The organism is Thermotoga sp. KOL6 (assembly GCF_002866025.1).
In the GTDB taxonomy this organism is placed as follows: Bacteria; Thermotogota; Thermotogae; order Thermotogales; family Thermotogaceae; genus Thermotoga.
Map to the genome: position 1 here is coordinate 413,032 of NZ_LNDE01000002.1, position 22,681 is coordinate 435,712.

Sequence of the window (22,681 nt, forward strand, 5' to 3'; positions counted from 1 at the left end):
AGGCTTGATGATGTGAAACTTGTCACCTTATTTTTGGATTTTGAGTGGAATCCTTTGGTGTTTTTGAAGGTCATAAAAAACGCCAGCGTGGTGAAGATCGTTCCTCTAATCGATGAGAATCTGATATCGCTTTCTATGGAATTGATATCGGAAAAAGGATGGTTGGGCAAGCATGAAATGGATGTTCTTATAAACACTCTGAAGAAACAGTTGGAGAAACAAGAAGAAAAGTTCTTGAGTGAAATGGAGAGGATTTTAAAAGAACGAAATGTGGTTTACGTTATTGAAAGGAGAGAGGGCAACTTGAAAAAAGTTCTGATAGATCTTTTTTCTGAAAAACCGGATAAAGTGGTGATTTTCATAAGGAGGAGAAACCCTCTTCTGAAGGTGGTTAAGCCCATCTTACGAGGCATTATGAAAAATCATCAAAAAATCGAGATTGTGAAGGTGTAAGGAGGTGTTTGTTGTGATAAACCCCCATGGTGGACATTTAGTAAACAGGATTGTAGAAGTGGAAGAAAAAAAGGAGTGGGAAAGGAAAGCGAAAGAAATGAAAAAAATCACTGTGTCGTACTGGGATCTATCTGAGCTGGAAAACATCGCCACTGGGTTGTTCAGTCCATTGGAGGGTTTCATGGTGAAAGAGGACTACGATTCTGTGCTTGACGATATGAGACTCGCAAATGGAGTAGTTTGGACTATTCCTGTTGTTCTTTCGATTCCTAAGGAGATAGCGAGGGAAATAAGAGTTGGTGATTGGGTAGCTATACATGGAGAGGACGGGAAATTGTACGCTGTGATGAAAGTTGGTGATAAATACGAAAGGCGAAAAAGAGAAGAGGCCAAAAAAGTTTATAGGACGGAGGAAGATGCTCATCCAGGCGTTGCATTTCTTTATTCTCAAGGAGATGTTTGTTTAGGAGGTAAAATCTGGCTTTTGAGCAGGGTAGAACATAAAAACTTTATTGAGTACAGATTTGATCCAAAGGATACTAGGAGAATTTTCCAGGAAAGGGGATGGAAAACAGTTGTAGCGTTTCAGACGAGAAATCCTATTCATAGAGCACACGAGTATCTTCAGAAAGTGGCTCTGGAGATTGTCGATGGGCTGTTCATAAATCCGCTCGTTGGAAAAACAAAAAAAGGAGACATCCCTGCAGATGTGAGGATGAAAACTTACGAGGTGATCATAGAAAAGTATTATCCGCAGGAAAGAGTTTTCTTAGGTGTTTTTCCCGTGAACATGAGATATGCGGGACCCAGGGAGGCCGTTTTCCACGCGATCTGTAGAAAAAATTACGGATGTACTCATTTTATCGTAGGAAGAGATCATGCAGGAGTGGGAAATTACTATGGAACGTATGAAGCACAGGAGATATTTGATGAGTTCAAGCCGGAAGAAATAGAAATTGTACCTTTGAAATTCGAGCATGCTTTCTACTGTAAAAAATGCCAAGGAATGGCAACTAAGAAAACGTGCCCTCATCCAGATGAAGATCACGTCTATTTGAGCGGAACAAAGGTAAGAGAAATGCTTTCCAAAGGTGTCATGCCTCCTCCTGAATTTACAAGACCGGAGGTTGCAAAGATACTGATGGATTACTATATGGGAAGAAGCTATTCTGAGCAAGTGAGGTGATGACAATGAAAAAAGTAGCAGTAATAGGCTTAGACTGTGCAGATCCGAAATTGGTTTTCGAAGAATTCTGGGAAGAACTTCCAAATATGAGAAAACTTGCGAAGAGTTATGGACCTTTGAGATCCACAATTCCACCCATAACAGTCCCTGCTTGGATGAGTATGATGACTGCAAAAGATCCTGGGGAGTTGGGAATATACGGTTTCAGGAACAGAAAAAGCTACGAATATGACTCTGTTGTTTTTGCTAACTCGAGGATGATAAAGTATCCCACCGTTTGGGACACACTTGGGATCAGAAGTTACAAATCGATCGTTTTGGGGGTACCTTTGACGTATCCTCCGAAAAAGATAAATGGATGCATGGTGACGTCCTTTTTAACACCAGGCCTTGACGTTGAATACACTTATCCCCCTGAGTTGAAAGAAGAGATAAGTAAATGGGTGGGAAAATACATGTTCGACGTGGAAAATTTTAGAACGGAGAACAAGCAACTTGTGATCGACCAAGTTTATGAAATGACGGACAAGCGTTTCGAAGTGGCAAAACATTTAGTAACGGAAAAAGAGTGGGATTTTTTCATAATGGTTGAAATGGGTCCAGATAGAATGCATCATGCACTTTGGGCGCACCACGATCCCACACACTTCAAACACGATCCAAATAGCCCTTACAAAAATGCAATAAGAGACTATTACAAGTATCTAGACGAAAAAATAGGCAATCTCGTTTCTCTGTTTCCTGATGATACAGTAGTGATTGTCGTTTCTGATCATGGAATACAGAAGATGGAGGGAGGTATCGCGGTAAACGATTGGTTGATAGAAAGGGGATATCTTGTTTTGAAAGAAAAACCAAAGGTACCGACACGCATAGGCCAGCTCATTAAGGAAGGAAAGATCGACTGGGAAAAGACGAAAGCATGGGGGTTAGGTGGATACTACGGGAGAATCTTTATAAACGTTGAGGGGAGGGAACCAAACGGTATCGTCAAAAAGGAGGAATACGAAGATTTCAGGGACGAGTTAATAAAAGAGTTGGAATCTATAACTGATGAGCATGGGAACAATATAGGAACCAAAGTCTTTAAACCTGAAGAGGTTTACAAAAAGGTCAATAACATTGCACCCGATTTGATTGTGTATTTTGGAAATCTCAGGTGGCGTTCCATTGGAAGTGTGGGAAACGATACGATATGGCTTCACGAGAACGACACGGGACCGGACGATGCGAATCACGCTGAGGACGGCATAATTATCTCGTCCGAAGGGCAGGTTCCTAGGAGTATATATGAGGTGAGAGATTTCATTTTGAGTTTCTTCTGATAAATGGAGGGGTTTTTTTGGAGACACGGTACGAGAATTACTTGAAAACCACTGTAAAGCAAGCAGGAATGGTTTTTTTCGTCAGAGTTGTTGGCTATCTACTTGGATTTGTTTTGCAACTTGTTTTTGCAAGGCTCCTTGGGGTAGGTCTGTACGGGCTTTATTCACTTGGTTTTACAGTTGTCAATGTAGGTGTCTTGTTTTCCACTCTTGGAATGAGCTCTGGTGCGGTGAGATTCTTAGGAGAATATGTAGGAAAAAGAGAGTGGGGTAAAGTTAGGTTTCTTTTGGGAGTGATTTTCAAAACTTCCCTTGTGGTCTCATCTGCAAGCGCAATTTTTCTAGTTGTTTTCAGGCGTCCTCTCGCACGAGTTTTCAACGAACCTCAACTTGAAGGTCTTTTCATCTGGTTTTCCGCTGTTATTTTCTTCTATACACTTATGAACATTCTCTCTGGGATTTTTCAAGGTTTTAAAAAACCTTCGATCTTTGTATTCTGGAAAGACGTTATGGAGAGAAGTTTGAGAATAGCCTTTTTTATTACCTTTTATTTGATAGGATTGAAGTTGATGGGAGCAGTTGTGGCAACGGTCATTTCATCTATCATAGTTGTTCTATCGCTGTTTTCCAATCTTGTCAAGCTCACTCGACCGTTTTGGAAGGAAGAGATTTCTCCAATCGATATAAAGAGTTTCTTTACGTATTCACTGAGCATGCTTTTTGTAGGATTCACATATTTTCTAATGGGTCAGGTGAACCAGCTGATACTGGGTGTATTCTCTGATTCTACCAGTGTTGGTTTGTACACAATCGCCAACACTGTTGCTCAACTCCTTGTGTTCTTTCTCGGCAGTTTCAACATGATTTTTGCGCCTATTATATCTGAACTCTATCACACAGGGCAAAAGGAAACTTTATCAAGAATGTATTCCAATCTTACAAGGTGGATTGTCTCATTGACTACTCCTTTGTTCTTGTGGATAGTGAGCTTTTCAAAAGAGATACTCGCATTGTTTGGTACAGACTATATTGCTGCAAGAAATGCTTTGATCGTGCTTTCTGTTGCTCAATTGGTGAACGCAGCGGTTGGATCGAATGGTTTTCTACTTTCAATGACAAAATACCAGAGATACGAGATGTTGAATGGGGTGGTAGTAGCCTCTCTGAACGTGGTGTTGAATATCTTGCTTGTTCCAAAATACGGTGTTTTGGGATCTGCTGTGGGAGGAGCCCTTGCGATAGCAAGTGTGAATATAATAAAAATGATAGAGGTATATTTTGCTTTGAGGATGATTCCTTACAATTTGAGATACATAAAACCCATAATTGCCAGTGTAATAGTATGGGTAGTCTTCATGTTTTTGAGACACATATTTGGTGGTTTTGTCCTTGTCTTAGTGAGTTTATTGGCTGGGTTTGTTACAATGTTTCTTGTGCTTTCACTTTTGGGACTATATGAGGAAGATAAAATGATATTAAGAAGTATTTTCAGGAGGTTGAAAAAATTATGATCAACGATAGATTGAATGTTTTTGTGGTAATAACAGATTGTTTGAGATATGATGCTTTTCAAGGAATGGAAATAAAAAAGTATGGTAAAGTGATAGAAAATGTGTATTCTTCGGCTCCTAGTACTTTCTTTGCCGTGCCGTCAATCTTAACGGGAACTCTACCGTTTCAGGTGATAAAGGATGCACGGATAAACAGTGAGGCTTACACTTATCTCCCTCTCGTTGCATGGAAGTATGGGTATCAAACTCTATTTGTAACAGGAAATGTTGTAACTTCCCGGGCGTACGGCTACTATATAAAGGAGGGAATATTCGAAGACTTTTTGAAAATCAGAAAATTACCTCCTAGTGATTTGGGGCTTCAGAAAGAAGGAAAAGTAAGAAAAGTAGTAAGGAATATTCTGAAAAGATATCCAAGGATTTTTTACATCGCGAAAATTACGTACCATCTGTTAAAGAAAGATCTAAAAAATCAAAACACAGCTTTTGAAAACAAAATACGAACTGGAGTGATAATAGATTATTTATCAAAGCAGAAATTTTTATCCGAAAAGCCCATCTTTGGTTTTATTCACTTGATGGATACACACGCACCTTATGGTTCTCCACACCTTCGAAAGCAAGATCTCAAGAAAGCCGCTAGGCTGGTAAGAAAACTTTATGGACATCCTACCCTTTTGAAAGAAAAAGAGATAGAGCTGTTGAAATATTTCTATCAAACGGAAGTTGAGTATCTTGATGATGCTCTAGAAGAATTGTTAAATTTGATCGATAAAAAATTTAATCTTAAGCAATCTGTTGTTATTGTAGTCTCTGATCATGGAGAAGCCTTTGGTGAGGGAGGGTATTTCACGCATCCTGATTTTGGTTTGATAAAGGAAATTTTGAAGGTTCCTTTGGTCATGTTTGGAAATGTTGGTGGTATAAAAGTCGTAGGGCAAGGTATTTTGCCAAGTTGGAAAATCCATGAGATTGTTCTCAAGATCTTTTCAGGGCAAAAGGAGATAACAGTCGAGCGCGAGAAAGAAGCTTTAGCTATTGGATACAAAAGAGAAGATAAAAAGTACAAAATAGTCAAGTATGCTAGAATCGCAAATGATAAAATTGTGGTGCAAGAGGATCTTGAAACAATCAACAGATTACTCATTGAAAAGAGAAGAGAGTATATGTTGAATAAATTAAGGCGCAAGTTATCAAAACAATGATGTGAATCAATAATTGGATCATTTTAGGAGTTCTCTATAAAGTTTTTCAAACCTCATAATATGATTTGATAAAGAGAACTTTTTCATATTCTCTTTTAGTTCATACATTTTTTTAAACCACACGCCTTCATTATAATAATACCTTATAATAGCTAGCAGTTGTTCGTAGTTGTCAAAAATCAATGAATTATCTCCAATTACTTCTGGAATGGCTCCCCAAGAACTTCCTATGGGGAGACAGCCGTTATAAAAGCCTTCTACCAGTACCCTTCCAAATGTTTCCTGTACTTGCGAGGGAAGAACCACAAAATGCGCTTCTTTGAAGAATTTTTCAACTTCTTCGAAAGGAATCCATCCAGTGATTTTTACTTTTCCACTTTTTATGAAATTTTCAAGATCTGTTTCTAAAAAATTTCTCGCAGGGCCATCACCTACGAATATCAGTTGTAGATTTTCTCCCAAATCTTTATAAAGATCTTTATAACACGAAGCTAGAAGATGTACTCCTTTATACTTAGAAAGGGTACCAGCAAAGATCATTTTTTTTGGAAGTTCTTTCTTTTTCTTAGAAACAAGTTCCTCCCATAATTCCTCCTCAAAATCTCTCCCAACTGTGTTGGGAATTACAACTTTTCTTGTTGAGATCTTTTTTCCGAACTTTTCCATAATAGTTTTAGAAGGGAAATGGACAATATCACACTTTGAAAGTACATTATTAGTATATTGATACCAAAACGGAATAGGAAAACCTGAACTAGAAATACCTAAAATACCTAAAAGAAAGCTATCATGAACGGATTGAATAATCTTTATCCTCCGTCTTTTTAAAATTCTATAAATTTTCTTCAAAGGGAATCCAACCACATTGTTGAGGTGAACGATTTGAGGTTTAAAATTATCAAGTTCATTCTCAAGAATCTTGATAAATTCTTCATGATACAAATCTAAAATCATCGAAAGGCGTACCAGAATACTTTTTAATTTTCTTTTTTGTCTCTTAGCAGTTTCGTACAACATCTTTGAAAGCTTCGGGACTTGCCTTCTAATAACAAGAACATGGTTTACTATTTCTGTTGTATTCTTTGTGTCTACTGTAAAAACAGCAACCTCATGTTTTCTAGCCATATTTTCAGCAAGAATTCTCAAGGAAATTGCTGCTCCTCCTTTTTCATGTGGGAAATAACGTTGAGAGAGATAGAGTATTCTCACAGTTATCACTCCTTGTTTGGTTCACTCCATGTCTTTTGAGTTTGGGATTCATATCTAAGTTAACAGGTAAAAATAATCTATGGTTCTTATCTCATCTTACATTTGAAGGTCTTGCAAAATTTCTTGCATCTTTTTAACATAAGACTTGTAGTGAAAGACTCTCAAGAAAAATCTTCTAGCATGGTTGCTGTAAAGTTTGATATTTTCTTTTATCCTCATCAATTGTTCGATCAAACTCCCATAATCTATTTCTTCAATGGAAATGATCTGGCCGGTTTTACCAGATAATACAAATTCTGGAAAACTTCCAATGTTACTTGCAATAACTGGTGTTCCAAACATGTAAGCTTTGGGAAGCACACCGCTTTGAGTTGATCTTCGGTAAATGTTCCACACACAAAAACTCATTTTGTACGCTCGATTTATTTCTTCATTCGTGAGAGGTTTTCCGTGAGAGATTTTCAGAACTTTGTCTTCAATCATTTTTTGTAGAATCTTATCTTTCTTCAGTAATTCACTTAAGTCAATGCGAGTAGCTACTTCGTACTTTATTTTTACACTTTGCTTGTACATGTATTTTATCAAATTTATATATAGATCAAATGCGTGACCTTTTACAGCATGACCTATGTAGGAGAAAAATTCTTTTTTTGAAGGATCTATCTTTCCATTTGTTTCATCATCGAAAAGGAGGGGTATTACCACAACATTTTTATTGTATTTGATATCTTTTCTTCTATAAAGATTCAAAGCGTAATTTGAAGGTACTATCACTAAATCTGAGAGTTTTAAGGTTTTTACAGAGAAGTGGTGAGCAACAGTTGCTTTTAGAGTTTGTTTGATGCCCTCTTTCAAGTAAGCTCTGAAACTTTCCCAAGGTTCGTGGTAAAGATAGATGATTTTCGTTCCTTTTTTCTTGAGCTTCTTACAAATTAAGTGATTTATCATCGAGACATTGGCAAGAAAAACTACATCAAAGTTCATTGAAGACAATTGTGGATACCATTCTATTGGTATTTCATGATCAGTTACTAGCTGCTTATACTCTTCATCCAGCCATAATACCACATCACAACCTGTTTCTTTGAACAACTTTGCATAAGCGATCATGTGTGACAGATGGCCTGGTGAAAATTTGAAAGATGAAACTGCTACTTTCACTTTTCTCACCTCATTATAGAATGGAGATCACTATCAGTAACCACAAATGTCTCCAATGCAAGCTATCAATGAAAAAGGAATTTACCAACTGACCAATAAGGACAGGTATGAAGAATTTTCTGTAACTTGATTTTAAAGCATATCTTGACACCAAAACGAGGAATACAACGAATGTTGATATTCCTATCAAACCTCTTTCACCTATATATCTTGCAAACAGAGAATGTGTAGCCATCCTGGAAAAGTTTTCGTAGTTACCTGGTCCTACTCCAAAAAATAAGCTAAGAACACTGTAATTCATTATATCTACGAACTCTTTCTGAGCAGAAAAACGGCCAGTATCATAGGATTTAAGTCCCGTTCTGTTGATGAAAAAATCATATAGATTCACACCCAGTATATTTATCTGCGTAGATACTTGAAAGAAAATCATCAGGAGTATAAGGACAATCACAAAAAAACCGGCAATCTTTCCTCTTGATCTTGGCTCACCAATCAATCCAAAGATTAAAAACAGCATGGAAAAAAAGAGATTCAACCATGCAGCCCTTGAGAATGTTAAAATCACACCTCCACTGAAGAAAATAAACAGTAATAAATGTTGTATGCTCTTTTCACGTTCTTTGAAAAACATATAGAGATAATAAATACCAGCCGGTATTAAAAAAGGACCAAGAACGTTGGGATCTTTGAAGAAGCCTTTTAATCTGATACCGAATCTTATTATCTCTGTTCCCAAAAGAGTTGTTCTACCTGTAACATATGCAAACAATCCTGCCATTATGTTTACAGCACCTGCAACTGCCCATGCTTTCATCAAAGAACTGAGTAGGTGATCTTTATTAACGATTTTCTTAACGTGAAAACCCAATGAAGATAAAACGAAAAAGAAGATAAAAAGGTATGTATCTATGGTGAAAAACCTGAGGTTGAAAAAACCCTGAATTATTCCGAAGTAAGCTGAGATGGTCATGGGAACGAACAAAAGAAGAAAGAGAATCATAATCCTCCAGGTTGTTGAAAACCCAATCAACATCATAGGAGCCATTATAGTGAACATGATCTCCGCTGGACTCGGTTCTATGAAAACAAAACCGCTCAGAAACACATAGAGTACAACAAACACAAAATAAACTCTCGCTATAAATTTGTCGTTTAGCGAATATCTTCTCTCAATAGAAAAACTGCTCACCAATTTTCTCACTTCCTGTAAAGTTCTGCGTAATTCTTTATAAATACTTCGTAAGACGGTTTTGGAAGTTTATCTTTGTTCGGATCGTCCAGCATTTTTATAACTCCTTCTATCAATTCTTCGTTTCGATGACACGTTTTACTCACCATCTCCCCCACGCATCCCACGTCAGTACTTACAATGGGGATCCCCTGATTCATTGCTTCTAAGACAACAAGAGGCATACCCTCGCTGTTTGAAGTTAAAAGAAACACATCGAAATCTGCCATGAGTTTTGGAGCATCTTTTCTAAACGGAAGAAAGAAAACTTTATTCCTCATTTGAGAGTTTCTTTTCAGGAATTCTTCAACTTTCTTTCCATAGTAATCCTCTACAACACTACCACCTATCCAGACAAAAACAACGTCGTTTCTTCTTTCCAAGACACCTTTCGCTACTTCAAGGAACCTGATTGGATTTTTTGGTGGGTCGAGCCTCGCCACATTTCCTACTATTTTGACATTTTCTGGTAAGTTCAATTCTTTTCTCAGTAATCCTTTAGGTGCCGGCGGCTCTGGTATTATAGCGTTTGGAATTATGACGTATTGATTCTCGTTTCCTATCTTCCATACTTTTGCTTTTTCTTTCTCTCTTTTACAAAGAAAGACAAGAAAGTCACAGTACTTGGCCACGATTCTTTCGGACAAGATGAGCAATCTCTTCTTGATGCCACTATATTGCTCAATACCCCAAAAGCCGTGATAAGTGTGTACGATCTTCTTCACACCGCATTTTCTGGCCGCGATCCTTCCTAAGATTCCTGCTTTCGAGGAGTGAGTGTGTACTATATCATAGTTTCCTTCCTTTATCAGCTTTTTTATCTCTTTGTATGCCTTCATGTCATTTAAGGGAGATATTTCTCTGACGAGATGTTCTATTATATGCACTTTCACACCTATTTTCTTAAGCTCCGGAATCAACATACCATTTTCTGAGCCGCATGCCACTTCTACCTCGAATTCGTCCGAATGATATTTTTTCAGACCGTAAACTATAGAATAAAGGACCTTCTGACCGCCTGCCCAATCTGAACGTGTGATCAACTGAAGCACCCGTTTCATTCACCTCGCTCCTCTTCTCCACAACACGGCTTCAATTGTTTGAAGAACAATCCTCAAATCTAGGAGGATATTCCTATTTTTTATATACCACAAGTCATAGCTGAGTTTTTGCTTTGCCTCTTCCAGATTGGAAGAGTACTTGTACATGAGTTGCGCCCAACCGGTGATACCGGGTTTCACCTTGTGGCGAAGATAATAAAAAGGTATGTTTCTTTTGAACATTTTCACAAAGTCAACCTGCTCTGGTCGAGGTCCGACAACGCTCATTTCTCCTCTGAGGACGTGCACAAACTGAAGCACTTCGTCCAATCTAAAGGGTCTTATGATCTTTCCTACCTTCAATATCCTATCTTTTTCTTGATCTGCAAACTTCGGCTGATTTGTACGAGTTTTTTTCATACTTCTAAATTTTATCATTGTGAACGTCTCCTCGTTTTTCCCTACTCTTTCCTGCCTGAAAATTATTGGTCTTCCGTCTTCCAGGTATATCATTATAGCAACGATCAACATTATGGGAGAGAAAACAACGAGGGCAACAATCGAGATGAAGACGTCCAGAATTCTTTTTGCAGGTGAATCGTCTCTCACGCTATCGAAGACGACCTTGTAATATTCTTCAAACTTTTCAATCACTTCTACGGGAATTCTTTTCAGAGTCCTTTCGACGAGGTTCGGTAAATATTCGATGTTCTTCGCCCCTGAGTTTTTCGCTATATCCTCGAAATCAGGATCTGTGATGAGTACCAGATCGTACTCTTTCACGTGTGCTTTCAAAGTTTCAAGAGATGGGTTCAAATAGTCTGCGAATCGATACTTTCCAAAAGTTTTCTTCTCTATTTCTTCCAAAATGTGTTCTACTTCTTCTTTTTTTCCAAGAACCAGAACATTTTTGGAAGACACACTCCTTGTGAAAAGCTTGCTGAAAAGAAAATTGAAAGGTGGAATAAGGAGAGAGGCTATCAGAAAATTTCCAAGGAAGTTATAATGCGATATGGTGTTTCCAAATAAGGGATAGAAAAAAAAGATGGGAACGAAGGAAAACAGAACACCCACAGCAGCCCTGACAAGCTGCTCGTTGTAGCTCTGTAAATTCTCCGGATCGTACAATCTAAAGGCGAAGAAAGAAAGTATCATACTGCAGGAAAACAGAAAGGCTATATACCAATTAAAAAAGAGGAGGTTCAAAGAGAAGACCAAAAGAAAATCCAGTAAAATGATGCTGTTCAAAACATCCCTCCCCTTTGAAAAATTTAAGAATTTTTATAAGCGAAAATAGACATTTAGACACTTTTGTGCGTATTTTGGATCCGTTGCATATCCTAACTCTTGAAGAAGCTCAAAGTATCTCTCAGGATTCGCTCGCATTTTCCAAGCTCTATTATAACACTCTTTTATCAAAACAAGGTAGGCTATCATGCTGTTTTCTGGGCAGTCGAAAACCTGAAACACGTCGTGTATCTCTATCCCATTGAATTCTTTTGTTTTTGCTTTCACACCACCAGCGAGCCACGGAAGTTTCTTTATCCCAAAGAGATTGTTCCCCACAACGTGTTTTCCCCAACCTGTCTCCAATGCGGATTGGGCAAGGAGTATCTTCGGATCCATTTCGATGAGTCTTCCAAGTAGAATGGCAGTCTGAGAAAATTTGTTCAGAAATTTCTCTTTCATTCCTTCACCTCCTCCACATAAAAGAGCGGGGGAATCCCCCCGCCCTTCAGATATTTTCGAAGTCTTTCAGTTCGTAGGGTTTTTGCAGGTACTCCGACTTGAGAATTTTAAAAGGAGTATTTTTACACCACGGAGCGTTTCTCCCTGCAATGATATCGTTCATTTTCCTGTCCACCGTGCATTTGAAATGTGCTATGAAGTTTCCTTTCTCTTTCTTCCACGTTTTGCACGCGTAGCAAAACAAGTAGCAGATTGTCTGGTACAAATCTTCGAAAGATAGAAGTTTGTATTTGTATTTTTTGAAGAAGTGAAACGTCTTTTTCAATATCTCGTCGTGATATTTTTCAAAGAGTTCTCCCATGGAGAGTTCTTCATCTGATCGTTTTTTTAGACTCTGTCTAGCCACGTTTCCACACCCGATCGTTGAAGAAATCCACGATGAAATCTATCGCATAGTCGAGTATGTGTTCCAGTATCTCTTCACTTCCAGGAAAATCAACTCCGAACTCTTCGAACAAACTGAGAACGATTTCTTTCACCTCTTCTTTTTTGTTCTCACCGTCTCCTGGCCTCTCCACCAGAGAGATAGTAAGAGGAAGAAAGTCTTTCAAAACGGGAAGAAGAGTAGTCATCTCAGCATCATCCTTTCTCATTGAATGAGATCGAAGAACTCGTTGGAGTTCGTTTCCACTACGACCGCCCTGTCGATGGCGTATCCTTCCAAAACCTTGGCATCCAAAAGTGACTGCATTGCAGATTGCACTTGATCAGCTGTCAAACCATCGATTGGGTCGGCAACGGTGATTCTTCTTCTCTTTCCTTCAGCTTCGTTGTAGAAATCAAGGTAGAGTCTCTTCATCCCACTTCACCTCCTCATATAGTTTCGTAAGTGACGAGTTGGGCAGAAACATGGGTACGGTTCGTGAGAGAATCCAGAGCGTCCACCGCTGTGGCGAGGTCTTGCACTGTTGCGTTCGGACTCACTGTGATGGTCTGTCTCCTAATTACAGGATCTCCGTTCTCGTCCACTTCTCCTGTTGCCCAGATGATCCTGAGAGCCTTTTCCACTAAAAACACCTCCTGAATTTTTTTGGAGGAAGCTGAGTCCCTCCATTGTTATTAAGTCCGTGTTTGCTAATTGCGAACATGTTATGATATAGAAACAATTTTATGTATAAAACATAATGAATAAATTTACCAAAGCGAACTTTTTGAAGAAATCATCTCATTCTTTCCGTTGAGGTATAATCTTCACAGAAAAAGACAGAAGGAGGGTACACAATGAAAAAATCTCTGGTTGCTGTGTTTCTTCTGTTGACGGCACTCGTTCTTTCTTACAACATCAGAAAGGGTGACGTTTTGAGAATTGAGGTTGTGGGGTATCCCGATCTTGCAAGAGATTGTACCGTCGACATCGACGGTGCTATTACTTTTTCATACGTTGGAAGGATAAAAGTAGAGGGCCTTACAGTTGACCAGGTCACTTCCCTTTTGAAGGAAAAGCTCTCCTCGAGTTTTTCTGAACCAGAAGTGGTGGTATCGCTCGAGAGTATCGCGCCGAGAAACGTCTACGTCACCGGTGTTGTAAACGGAGTAGTGGATATGGGAGTGAAAGATCTGACTGTCTCGGAGCTTCTTTCACTCCTCTCCATCGATCTAACGAGTGTTGATCTGTCGAATGTGAAGATCCTGAGAGACGGGAAGACTTTCATCGTGGATCTTTCATCGCTCCTTTGGGGTGGAGTACCAGAAAACGACATGATTTTGAATGAAAACGATCGAGTGATTCTCCCAGAGAAGAGCTATTCAGATTTCATGAAGATCTTTGGAGCAGTTTTGAATCCGGGTATGTACCCTTACAAAGAGGGAATGACCCTCGTTGATCTTCTTGCGGCTGCCGGTGGAACCACTGAGGAAAGTTCTGGAAAGATATTCGTTTTCTCCAAAGAAGAAACGATCGAATTGGAAGAAGAGAGTCTCTTTCAAAAGAACGTTGTCTTGAAACCGGGAGATGTAGTGCTCGTTCAGAAAGTCAACGAGAGATTCGCTTACATCGTGGGAGCTGTTGTGAAACCGGATATGTACATCTTCTCCAAAGAAGAACCTCTCACACTGAAGAATCTTGTGGCGAAGGCGGGAGGGCTTTCCGTTGAAAAGAAATTCGTGGAGAAGGTGTCAATTACAAGGGACGGCAGATCCATAGAGTATCCGCCCGGCGTGCTCGATGAGAATCTCGAGCTGAAAAGTGGTGACGTTGTAGAGATAAAAGAGTACGAAAAAACCGAGGTCTATGTTTCCGGATACGTTATAAATCCCGGTGTTTATCACGTTTCACCGAAAGAAAATCTCACTCTGGAAGAGTTACTTTCGATGGCTGGAGGATTCAGAGGAACCGATAGAGACGTGGACGAGATAGTTATTACAAGGGATGGAAGTACCATCGTTCTTTCACCAAAAGAAACGAGTTTTCTCGTGAGACCCGGGGACGTAGTGAAGGTGAAGGAGTATCTTCCAAAGAAAGCCTACGTGCTTGGATACGTGAGAAGCCCTGGGCTCTACACCTTCGGAAAAGATGAGGCGTTCACATTGCGGAATCTCATTGCGAAAGCGGGCGGTTTCGTTGATGAGGACCAAGTTGTGAGTGTGAAAGTGGGAAGCAACACTTTCACGGTAGACGACGTCGTTGAAAGAGATATTCCCCTCGAAGATGGGGTCTTCGTCTACGTAGAGAGATATGTAGAAAGATTCGTATACATGGTGGGGGACAACGTTGAAAGGAATGGAAAATTGAGCTTTGAAAGAGAGGAACCTTTCACACTCTCAACGGCTCTCAAGAAATACGGAATTGAAGACTTTTCTCTCGTGAAAACCTTGTTCCTTCTGAGAAACGGTGAGGAAAGAAAGATAGATCCTCAAAAGATCTTGACGGAAGATGTACCACTTGAGATCGGAGATACGATCTTGGTGAGAACTGTGCAGGCGAAGAGAATTTACTTCACAGGTGACGTCTACGGTTACGTGAACTTCGGAAAGGACGAGGAAATCACACTCGAAAAAGCACTTGCAAAGTTTGGAAAAATCCAAAGAAAGTACATATCAAGTTTGAGGGTTTACACCGGCGGGAAGGTTCTCGAGATGGCGAAACCGGAAGACGTGAAAATCGAGGACGGTTCGGTAGTGGAAGTGGATTTGAAGAACACCATCAGGGTCTACGTGGACGGTTTTGTGAGGATGCCCGGTGTTGTGGTGTTCGAACCGGATGAAACTCCCACTCTCGACAAGGCGATAGTCAAAGCGGGAGGCTACAAAGAAGATCCTCTCTTCGAAGCAAAAGATGTTGTGGTGTTGAGAGAAGGAAACGAGATCGTCGTTTCGAAAAACCAGGAGAGTTCTTTCGAGCTGGAGGATGGCGATCTTCTCTTCGTGAGGTACAAAGAAAAGATTCACGTTTATGTTTTCGGTGAGGGGATCACGAACACGCTCGTGACGTTTGAGGACGAAGAAACACCATCTATCAGAAACGTTCTCGGCAAAGTGGGAGGTATAAGAAGCACGGGATCTAGCAAAATCATCGTGGTGAGACCTTCTGGAGAAAAAGAAGAGATCGACTACGAAGATGTGGTGAATACAGGAGGGCCCGTTCTCGAAAGCGGAAGTGTGGTTTTCGTTCCTGCCGAGACGGAAAACTTCGCCTACGTTGTGGGAGAAGTGGCAAAACCGGGTGCCTACGAACTCAAGGGTGACGTGACTCTCTTAAAACTCATCGCTCAAGCAGGAGGTTTGAGTGACTGGGCTTTGAAAACGAAGGTGATCCTACGAAGAGATGGTAAGGAAGAGATCTACGATTTCACGGATATTTCGAGGGTACAAAACGTCAAAATCGAGCCTGGAGATGTTGTTTACGTTCCACCTGTTGAGACGAATTACGTGTACGTCCTTGGGAACGTAAAAAGCCCAGGAATGGTAAAGGTAGATAGGTATTCTACCGTTTTCGACGTGATTATGAGAGCAGGTGGCTTCACGGACAAAGCGGCAACGAGCAGAATCTTCCTCTTCAAGGGAGGACCTCAGGGTGAAGTGACCGTGTGTGATCTGTCGGGGGTACTTTCTGGAAAGGGTGGCGGTGTCAATCCGAATGTTGCGCCTGGTGACGTGGTCTTCGTGCCTGATAATCCACTCATCCAAATAACAGAAGCACTCTCCATCGTGAATACCATCATGAACACGGTGAGAAATGTTAAAGACGTTATGGGGTGGTAATGTGAAGAAAATGGTTCTGTTTTTTCTCTTCTTTTCGGTTTTCATCTTTGCAGGTGAGAATCTCTCACTAGAGTTGATTTTTGAGAGTGGGCAGTTCAAATGGACAGGAGAGCTTGAAAAGAGTCTTTGGATGGACGAAGGGTGGCGTTTCAACTTCGAGGTAGGTATTGGGAAAGGTTATGGAATTGTTCACACCGGAATTATCGACGAACTCAAAAAAATCGTGGAGTTCTATTATTTTCCGAAAGCCTATCTTTCTGGGAAGATCGGCCCTCTGGAGATGAAAGCGGGAATCCTGAACGAGGAGAGGGGACCCGGTATCGACAAGCTTTTTTTGGACGATAACTCACGTTTTTACGGTTTCCCAGGTGTTTCTTTGAAGTACTCCAGAGACAATTGGTACGCAGAAAGTTTGTGGCTTGGTCTCAATGAGAGCAAAGGATTCAACTACAAGACACTCGTGTTCGATTTCGGCCTTTTGAAGATCGCTTACGAAGATGCGACCGTTTACGTGAACGAGGCCTTCAATCCTTACTATTTCTTCGTACCTCTTCCGTCTCTTGTGATTCAAGAGATATGGTTGCACCAAAGTGGTGCGCCTTGGAAAGATACCACGAAGAACGCAAACTCCCTCATCGGCGGTTGGATCGAGTTGAATTTTGGTCTCGGAAGGGTTTATTTTCAAGCGCTCATCGATGACATGAGCCTGAACAGACTTCTTGGGAAAGGAGGGTATCTTAATCCGGACAAAATAGCTCTTCTAGGTGGTTTCGACATTAATATGAAGTCGGTCAGGCTTTACTCAGAAGTCTCTGGTGCAACTGCGTACACTTTTGAGAGAACCAGTCCCACAATTCCCTACGAATACACGTATTTTTCGGAAGGTGCCATCGAAGATAGGATGATAGGTTACAAGTACGGGGAGAATTCTTTCTCTTTCAGATTCGGAGTGAAATTTCCCCTTTCTTTTGGGACAACGGGTACTTTCGAGTATCATTACCTCGCTTACGGGGATCGAACGCCCGAAACTCCCTGGCATGGAAGTGAGATGCCTTCAGATACGAAGTGGCTCATAGGAAATCTCACGCAAGACCATACGCTTTCGATCTCTGTGGAAACGTTTCTTGGTGAGTACGGTGGAAAGATCTTCACTTGGTGGAGTAGTCTGAGGGGCTTTGGAGTCGGTGCGACTTTGAACATAACGATGTAGCGGAGGTGGATCATGATAAGGAACATCGTTTTCGACTTGGGTGGAGTGTTGATCGATTGGCGACCTTGTGATCACCTTATGAGAACTTTTCCAGGAGAAGTGGCGAGCGTTCTGGCAAAAGAGATCTTTCACCACGAAGACTGGAAAAATATGGACAGGGGTGTTCTTCCAGAAGACAAGCTTTGGGAGAAGAAGAAAAGAGAGCTTCCAGACTACAGAGAGTACATTGAGAGATTGGAAAGAGAAGTTCCAGAGATTTTGAAGGCGATAGACGAAAATGTGAAGGTTCTAGAGGAACTCAAAAAACGAGGATTTTTCCTTTACGTTCTCTCGAACTTTGGAAGAATCTATTTCGAAAAGATTCGAAAAAAATACGATTTCTTCGATCTCTTCGACGGAATCGTTGTTTCCGCGCACGTTGGTTACATGAAACCGGAGAGGGAGATATTCGAAGAGTTGATCAAAAGATACAACATTGTTCCGGAAGAGAGTCTCTTTGTGGATGATATGGAAGAAAACGTAGCCGCCGCAAGAAGGCTAGGATTCCATGCGATACATCTGAAAGACCCTTCACTTTTGAGGAAAGAGTTATTCAAATTTCTCGAGAGTGAGGGAAGGTTATGAGAAGGAGAACGCTCTTCTTTTTTATTTTTCTCTCTTCTCTTTTGATTGCATCTCCACTTGTTACAGAATTCGATGGGAAACTTGTTTACAATTGTTTGAATTTCGGGAAGCCACTTCCAGGTATTCTTCCCATACCATCCGGTGAAGAGAAAGATGAGGTTTCAATCGAGATCTCACCGTTTTTTTATTTTGGAAGCGCGGGAGGAAAAACAAAGACAGGTTGGTTCGTTCTGGCCGATCCACCTTGGGAAAATTTCTACCTTTTTGAAAGAACACCATCCTTTGTGAAAATTTCTCTAGAAGGACACGTGGGGAAGATTTTCCTTTATGGTGAAATCCCTCTCAGGAACAACTACAACGATTTCTATTTGGATTTTCACAGCAATATTCCTCCTATGTGGAAAGAACCCTATACAAACGCAGACACAAACTTTCCCTACACTGCTTATTTGCTTTACAACGATAAAGATTTCTACGTCGTTGTCGGAAGATCGAAGGTCAGATGGGGTGGCTCAGATTTTCCCGTTTCTATATCGGATGTGAGTCCCTGCTTCAATCATTTCACATTCTCAACGAAGGGAACGATCAGGTACACACTCCATGTGATCTCCATCAACCCGGTTCTGACGGAGGAAGAATGGGAGAAACAAAGCAACTACAGGCCCGTGAATGCAGATCCTCTTTCACCATACACCGAAAAGGTCAAGACCTTGGCCGCGCACAAAGTAGATCTTTACCCTTTGGAAAGTCTCAGAATTGGATTGGGCGAGCTCACGATGATCGGTGGAAAATACCCGGATCTTTTTTCTCTGAGTCCTCTTGCGATCTGGCATAACAACTACAATGAAGGATACACCAACTCCATGGGTGTTTTGGATTTCTCTTATGTCCCCGCGGAGGGATGGGAGTTACACGGAGAATTTGCTCTCGACGATTTAGTGGGGACTACAGAGAGCGATTCAAAACCCACCGCTTACGCCTTCAACGTTGGTTTGAGAAAAAGTTTCTCCTTTGATTCTTTCAAAGGTGTTTTTGGCGTAGAATACGCGTTCTCCTCAAAATTCGTCTACAATACATTCCTGCCGTATTTGAAATTCAACAACAGATTCCTCTATCTCACAAACCTTCCACCTTCTCGGACCGTAGTCGATTATCCAGTGGGATTTGCGTTTGGACCGGACGCGCATTTTTTGAATTTCCGTCTCGATCTTTTTTATAAAGATCTGCAACTCACTACGAATCTTTTCCATCTTGTGAAGGGACCAAATACGTTTTACACGGAGTATCCGAAAGAAGAATCAGGAGAGGTGAAAGAACGGTGGGGAATCAATGTTGAAGGTGAGTACAAAGGTGTTGTGATCTCTTTCAGAGTGATAGATGGAGAGCTTTTGGTGGGAGCGGGATTCGAATGGAAATTTTGAGCTGAGAGGTGTTCGATGTGAGATGGATGATAATGCTGGTTTCTTTGTTTTTGGTTATGAGTTGTGTTCCTTCGAGTTATTTTTTAGACGATCACACTCAAGGAGCACCGGGAATACCCTCCAAAGTAGTGGTGCTGGACGGGGGCACCACCCACGTAGCCGGGAGATACACTTACGTAATCGTAGGAGTTCTCGACGAAAGTAACTTTCCAGTTTCTAATGTTACAGTGAAGTTGTATGAACAGTCTGGTGTGTATATCAGCGAGGCAAAAACGGATTCTTCTGGTATTGCAACGTTGCCACTCTTTTCCACAAAGAGTGGAAAACGTACTTTCTACGTTGAAGTGGAAGGGTATTCTTACTCGTTTGATATTTACTTTGAGAATCCCACGTGGCTTTTTGTGGTTTGGCTAGGAGCGGATAACGACTTAGAAGAGTTCGCGAATCGTGATCTTGAGGAGATGAGGAGTGCCAGCGAAAACGTTTCTGTTGTTGTATTCTACGATGGTGGCGGGATTTACGATGGAATAATGGTGCTGGACGAAGAAGGGAACTGGCGATTCATAATGGGAATTACGGAGATCGATTTGAACAGCGGCTCTATCGAAGACTTGAAATATTGGATGGGATACATCCTTAAAAATTTCACGGCGGAACACGTTGCGTTGATCTTGTGGAATCATGGGGGTGCTTGGCTTGATGATTCCATGTATTCACTCAAAGCAGTGAGTTACGATTATTCTCAAGGGACCGCGATCACCATAGCAGATTTGAGAGGTGCTCTTGAGAGTGTTTTGAACGGAGGAAAGTTAGATATTCTTGGTTTCGATGCCTGCTTGATGGGATCTTTGGAGGTGATCTACGAGCTCAGAAATACGGCAGATTACATCGTTGCCTCGAGCTTTCTCGAACCGGGTGAAGGATGGGATTACACTTTTTTAAGTGAAATTAACGCTTCCAGTGAACCACTCGATGTGGGAAAACTCATAGTTGACAAGTACAAAGAACATTATCTGAATCATCCACAGCCAGGATTGAATAGTCTGAGTCTGGCGGTGTACGACACTTCGAAAGTAAAAAGTTTCGTTTCAGATTTCAACATTTTCGTTGAAAATGATCTAAATTCCAGTACCGATGTGGTAAACACGATTTATCTCGATGTGGTGAAAATTTACTACGATTTCTTCAGTAACGATGCTGTTCTCATCGATCTTGGTGACTTTTTAGACGAATATGTCAATAAAACCGTATCTTCTATTCCCGACCCAAGTTCTTTCGTTGTGTATTCTTACGGGGAAACAGAAGGGCAACCCTTGCAAACTCCCATCAGTATTTTCATGCCAGAAAATTCATCGTGTTATTCTTACTATCTTGATAGCTATTTGACCCTTTCTTTCCCGTACGATACGTCTTGGGATGAATTCTTGGAACATTGGCTTGGAATTCAGCAGTGACTGAACTCACTTTTCTTTTTGAGGGTAAAGAGCTTTTGATTAATTTTTATTAATTTTTAATTAATTTGGTATAATTAATTAAATTCATAATAAAGGGGGTGTGTTCATGGGGAAAAAAGCGGCTTTTGTGATCGCAGCGGTTGCGGTGATCTTTCTTCTGTTCTTCGGTTGTAGCTCTCCTTACGAAGGTAAAGGAACCCTTAGAGTGTTCCTCGTTGCCTACAACAGCGGTCACGGGGTTGAAAGTGCCGTTGTGACGGTGAAAGATCACGAAACGGGTGCTGTTATTTTCACAGATACGACAGATGAATCGGGGTTTGCTCATCTCGTTGTTCCGGGGCTTCAATATGGTCCTCGTTTCGTGGATATCGAGGCGAAGAAAAATGGATATGCCTTGAGTGCTATGAGAGGCTTGAGGATCGAGAATGGAGAAATCAAAGTTGTTGAGATGATAATGAAAGAAGCAAAGCTCAGTTCCGATCCCGATAATGAAACGTTCCCCGATGTGACACTGGAATTTTATGATATGAACAACGATCCTCTCGATTTGACCTCCCCAATATCTGGGCAGTTCCAAGTCAAGGTGAGTGTGAACGCTCAAAACCATGTGAGTCTCATTTACCTTTCGTTGGGGAATGTACCCGGTTCAGGATTCTTCACCGAAAGATCGGTGGCAGAGAACACCCCTGAAGCGACTTTCACAGTCGATCCTACAGGATGGACAGGTGAGACGGAACTTCATGTGGTTGTTTACGACAAGAACGACAACAGAGTCCATGTCGTGAAGTACCTGAATATTCAATCAACAACAGAGGTTCCTCAGAATATGTTCGTTCCCGCTCCGGCAACTGACTATGGGAGCCCGAATCTGATTGCTTATACGAGAGATGACGGTATCGAATTCTACGGAGGCGAAGGAGTAATTCAGAAAGTGAGGGAGAAATACCATCTGGTTTCCAGAGAGGTGAAATCCGCTCCGAAAGGAACGAACCTGTGGGTTGAGGTTTACTGGATGGGCTATTCTGACGTTGGAGATCCATCCTTGCCGGAACCCGATGGATACAACGTTTACAGATCTTTTGATGGAGAGCATTATCAATGGATAGGATTCACGAAAAACAACTATTACAGAGATCATTCACCTCTACTTGCTCCTGGAAAGAGAATCTGGTATGCGGTGAGTTCCGTCTACGGTGGAGCGGAATCCGAGAGAGTAGAACTCGGTTCTGTTGTACCTTTGGATATCTTCAAAGTGAGGCTTCTTGAACCAGAGGATGGTGCGATCGGTGTTTCTGCTCAACCCACCCTCAGATGGTCTTCTGACAGGGCTTTGAATTCTCCTGAAGGAGAAGTCGTTTACCATTATTCCACTTTGATAATGGACTTTGTCCAGTCGGAATATTACCTGCTTCCTGTTGACAACTATGGATACTTATACGACTGGTCTGCTACACAAACGGAGATCAGTGCGCCTTTCGTCTCGGAAGAATATCAGTGGTTGCACACAAAAGCTGGTTTTACGGAAAGGCTCGAGTATTCCAAAACATACAGCTGGGGTATGTACTATGCGTACGCTGAGGTAGCAGATGAAGACAGTGTGGCGATGAGCATTGCGTGCGATTTGGGAATCGGATACGATCCATTCGGAGAATTGCCGCCGGAGAAGTACAACGAGTTCACAACTACCGATGAGTGAAGGGGG

General features: G+C 41.1%; 21 protein-coding genes. 11 read left to right on the forward strand and 10 right to left on the reverse strand.

The genetic code is table 11. The features are described from left to right. Positions 1-12 precede the first annotated feature (12 nt). The 5 genes from AS005_RS06250 to AS005_RS06270 are packed head-to-tail and all read left to right on the forward strand — an operon-like array spanning position 13 to position 5,680. Complete coding sequence (locus AS005_RS06250; protein WP_101510828.1) at positions 13-453, forward strand: hypothetical protein; 441 nt, start codon at positions 13-15, stop codon at positions 451-453. Between the two features lie 13 nt (positions 454-466). Then, positions 467-1,639, forward strand: a complete 1,173-nt coding sequence (gene sat, locus AS005_RS06255; protein WP_101510829.1) for a sulfate adenylyltransferase — start codon at positions 467-469, stop codon at positions 1,637-1,639. A 5-nt stretch (positions 1,640-1,644) separates the two neighbouring features. Further along, the gene (locus AS005_RS06260; protein ID WP_158241063.1) at positions 1,645-2,964 is read left to right on the forward strand and encodes an alkaline phosphatase family protein; all 1,320 of its coding nucleotides are present in this window, start codon (positions 1,645-1,647) and stop codon (positions 2,962-2,964) included. A gap of 17 nt (positions 2,965-2,981) precedes the next feature. Next, positions 2,982-4,475: a flippase gene (locus AS005_RS06265; protein ID WP_101510831.1), complete on the forward strand. Its 1,494-nt coding sequence runs from the start codon at positions 2,982-2,984 to the stop codon at positions 4,473-4,475. Further along, a complete protein-coding gene (locus AS005_RS06270) occupies positions 4,472-5,680 on the forward strand; it encodes a sulfatase-like hydrolase/transferase (protein WP_101510832.1) in 1,209 nt (402 codons plus the stop codon). The genes AS005_RS06265 and AS005_RS06270 overlap by 4 nt, the downstream gene beginning before the upstream one ends. An 18-nt stretch (positions 5,681-5,698) precedes the next feature. On the opposite strand, the gene AS005_RS06275 is transcribed toward AS005_RS06270, so the two are convergent. The 10 genes from AS005_RS06275 to AS005_RS06320 all read right to left on the reverse strand — a co-directional run bounded on the left by AS005_RS06275 (position 5,699) and on the right by AS005_RS06320 (position 13,078). Continuing rightward, complete coding sequence (locus AS005_RS06275) at positions 5,699-6,898, reverse strand: glycosyltransferase family 4 protein (protein ID WP_369819481.1); 1,200 nt, start codon at positions 6,896-6,898, stop codon at positions 5,699-5,701. An 87-nt stretch (positions 6,899-6,985) separates the two neighbouring features. Then, entirely contained in the window at positions 6,986-8,050 is a 1,065-nt protein-coding gene (locus AS005_RS06280; RefSeq protein WP_101510834.1) for a glycosyltransferase, read from the reverse strand. Between the two features lie 13 nt (positions 8,051-8,063). Next, on the reverse strand, positions 8,064-9,242 hold the full coding sequence (locus tag AS005_RS06285) for an O-antigen ligase (protein ID WP_233186280.1): 1,179 nt from the start codon (positions 9,240-9,242) through the stop codon (positions 8,064-8,066). A gap of 8 nt (positions 9,243-9,250) precedes the next feature. Continuing rightward, entirely contained in the window at positions 9,251-10,342 is a 1,092-nt protein-coding gene (locus tag AS005_RS06290) for a glycosyltransferase (protein ID WP_101510836.1), read from the reverse strand. After that, positions 10,343-11,569 (reverse strand): sugar transferase, encoded by a 1,227-nt coding sequence (locus tag AS005_RS06295; protein WP_101510837.1) that lies wholly within the window; start codon positions 11,567-11,569, stop codon positions 10,343-10,345. It abuts the gene before it with no gap. 33 nt (positions 11,570-11,602) lie between these two features. After that, the gene (locus AS005_RS06300; protein WP_101510838.1) at positions 11,603-12,010 is read right to left on the reverse strand and encodes a glycoside hydrolase family 73 protein; all 408 of its coding nucleotides are present in this window, start codon (positions 12,008-12,010) and stop codon (positions 11,603-11,605) included. A 46-nt stretch (positions 12,011-12,056) separates the two neighbouring features. Then, the gene (locus AS005_RS06305) at positions 12,057-12,416 is read right to left on the reverse strand and encodes a hypothetical protein (protein WP_101510839.1); all 360 of its coding nucleotides are present in this window, start codon (positions 12,414-12,416) and stop codon (positions 12,057-12,059) included. Continuing rightward, positions 12,409-12,663 (reverse strand): hypothetical protein, encoded by a 255-nt coding sequence (locus AS005_RS06310; protein ID WP_233186266.1) that lies wholly within the window; start codon positions 12,661-12,663, stop codon positions 12,409-12,411. The genes AS005_RS06305 and AS005_RS06310 overlap by 8 nt, the downstream gene beginning before the upstream one ends. Beyond that, positions 12,660-12,869 (reverse strand): DUF2922 domain-containing protein, encoded by a 210-nt coding sequence (locus tag AS005_RS06315; protein ID WP_101510840.1) that lies wholly within the window; start codon positions 12,867-12,869, stop codon positions 12,660-12,662. The genes AS005_RS06310 and AS005_RS06315 overlap by 4 nt, the downstream gene beginning before the upstream one ends. A gap of 14 nt (positions 12,870-12,883) precedes the next feature. Next, positions 12,884-13,078, reverse strand: coding sequence for a DUF1659 domain-containing protein (locus AS005_RS06320; protein ID WP_101510841.1), 195 nt, complete (start codon positions 13,076-13,078; stop codon positions 12,884-12,886). 213 nt (positions 13,079-13,291) lie between these two features. On the opposite strand from AS005_RS06320, the gene AS005_RS06325 reads away from it, so the two are divergent. From AS005_RS06325 to AS005_RS06350, 6 genes are all read left to right on the forward strand, one after another. Continuing rightward, positions 13,292-16,270, forward strand: coding sequence for an SLBB domain-containing protein (locus tag AS005_RS06325; RefSeq protein ID WP_101510842.1), 2,979 nt, complete (start codon positions 13,292-13,294; stop codon positions 16,268-16,270). A 10-nt stretch (positions 16,271-16,280) separates the two neighbouring features. Continuing rightward, positions 16,281-17,480, forward strand: coding sequence for a hypothetical protein (locus AS005_RS06330; protein WP_101511022.1), 1,200 nt, complete (start codon positions 16,281-16,283; stop codon positions 17,478-17,480). Between the two features lie 12 nt (positions 17,481-17,492). Further along, a complete protein-coding gene (locus AS005_RS06335) occupies positions 17,493-18,104 on the forward strand; it encodes an HAD family phosphatase (protein WP_101510843.1) in 612 nt (203 codons plus the stop codon). Beyond that, complete coding sequence (locus AS005_RS06340; protein ID WP_101510844.1) at positions 18,101-19,525, forward strand: hypothetical protein; 1,425 nt, start codon at positions 18,101-18,103, stop codon at positions 19,523-19,525. The genes AS005_RS06335 and AS005_RS06340 overlap by 4 nt, the downstream gene beginning before the upstream one ends. Positions 19,526-19,551: 26 nt before the next feature. Further along, positions 19,552-20,979: a clostripain-related cysteine peptidase gene (locus AS005_RS06345; protein WP_233186281.1), complete on the forward strand. Its 1,428-nt coding sequence runs from the start codon at positions 19,552-19,554 to the stop codon at positions 20,977-20,979. 106 nt (positions 20,980-21,085) lie between these two features. Next, positions 21,086-22,675 carry a carboxypeptidase regulatory-like domain-containing protein gene (locus AS005_RS06350; protein ID WP_101510846.1) on the forward strand — a complete coding sequence of 530 codons (1,590 nt, stop codon included), beginning with the start codon at positions 21,086-21,088 and terminating at the stop codon, positions 22,673-22,675. Positions 22,676-22,681 lie beyond the last annotated feature (6 nt).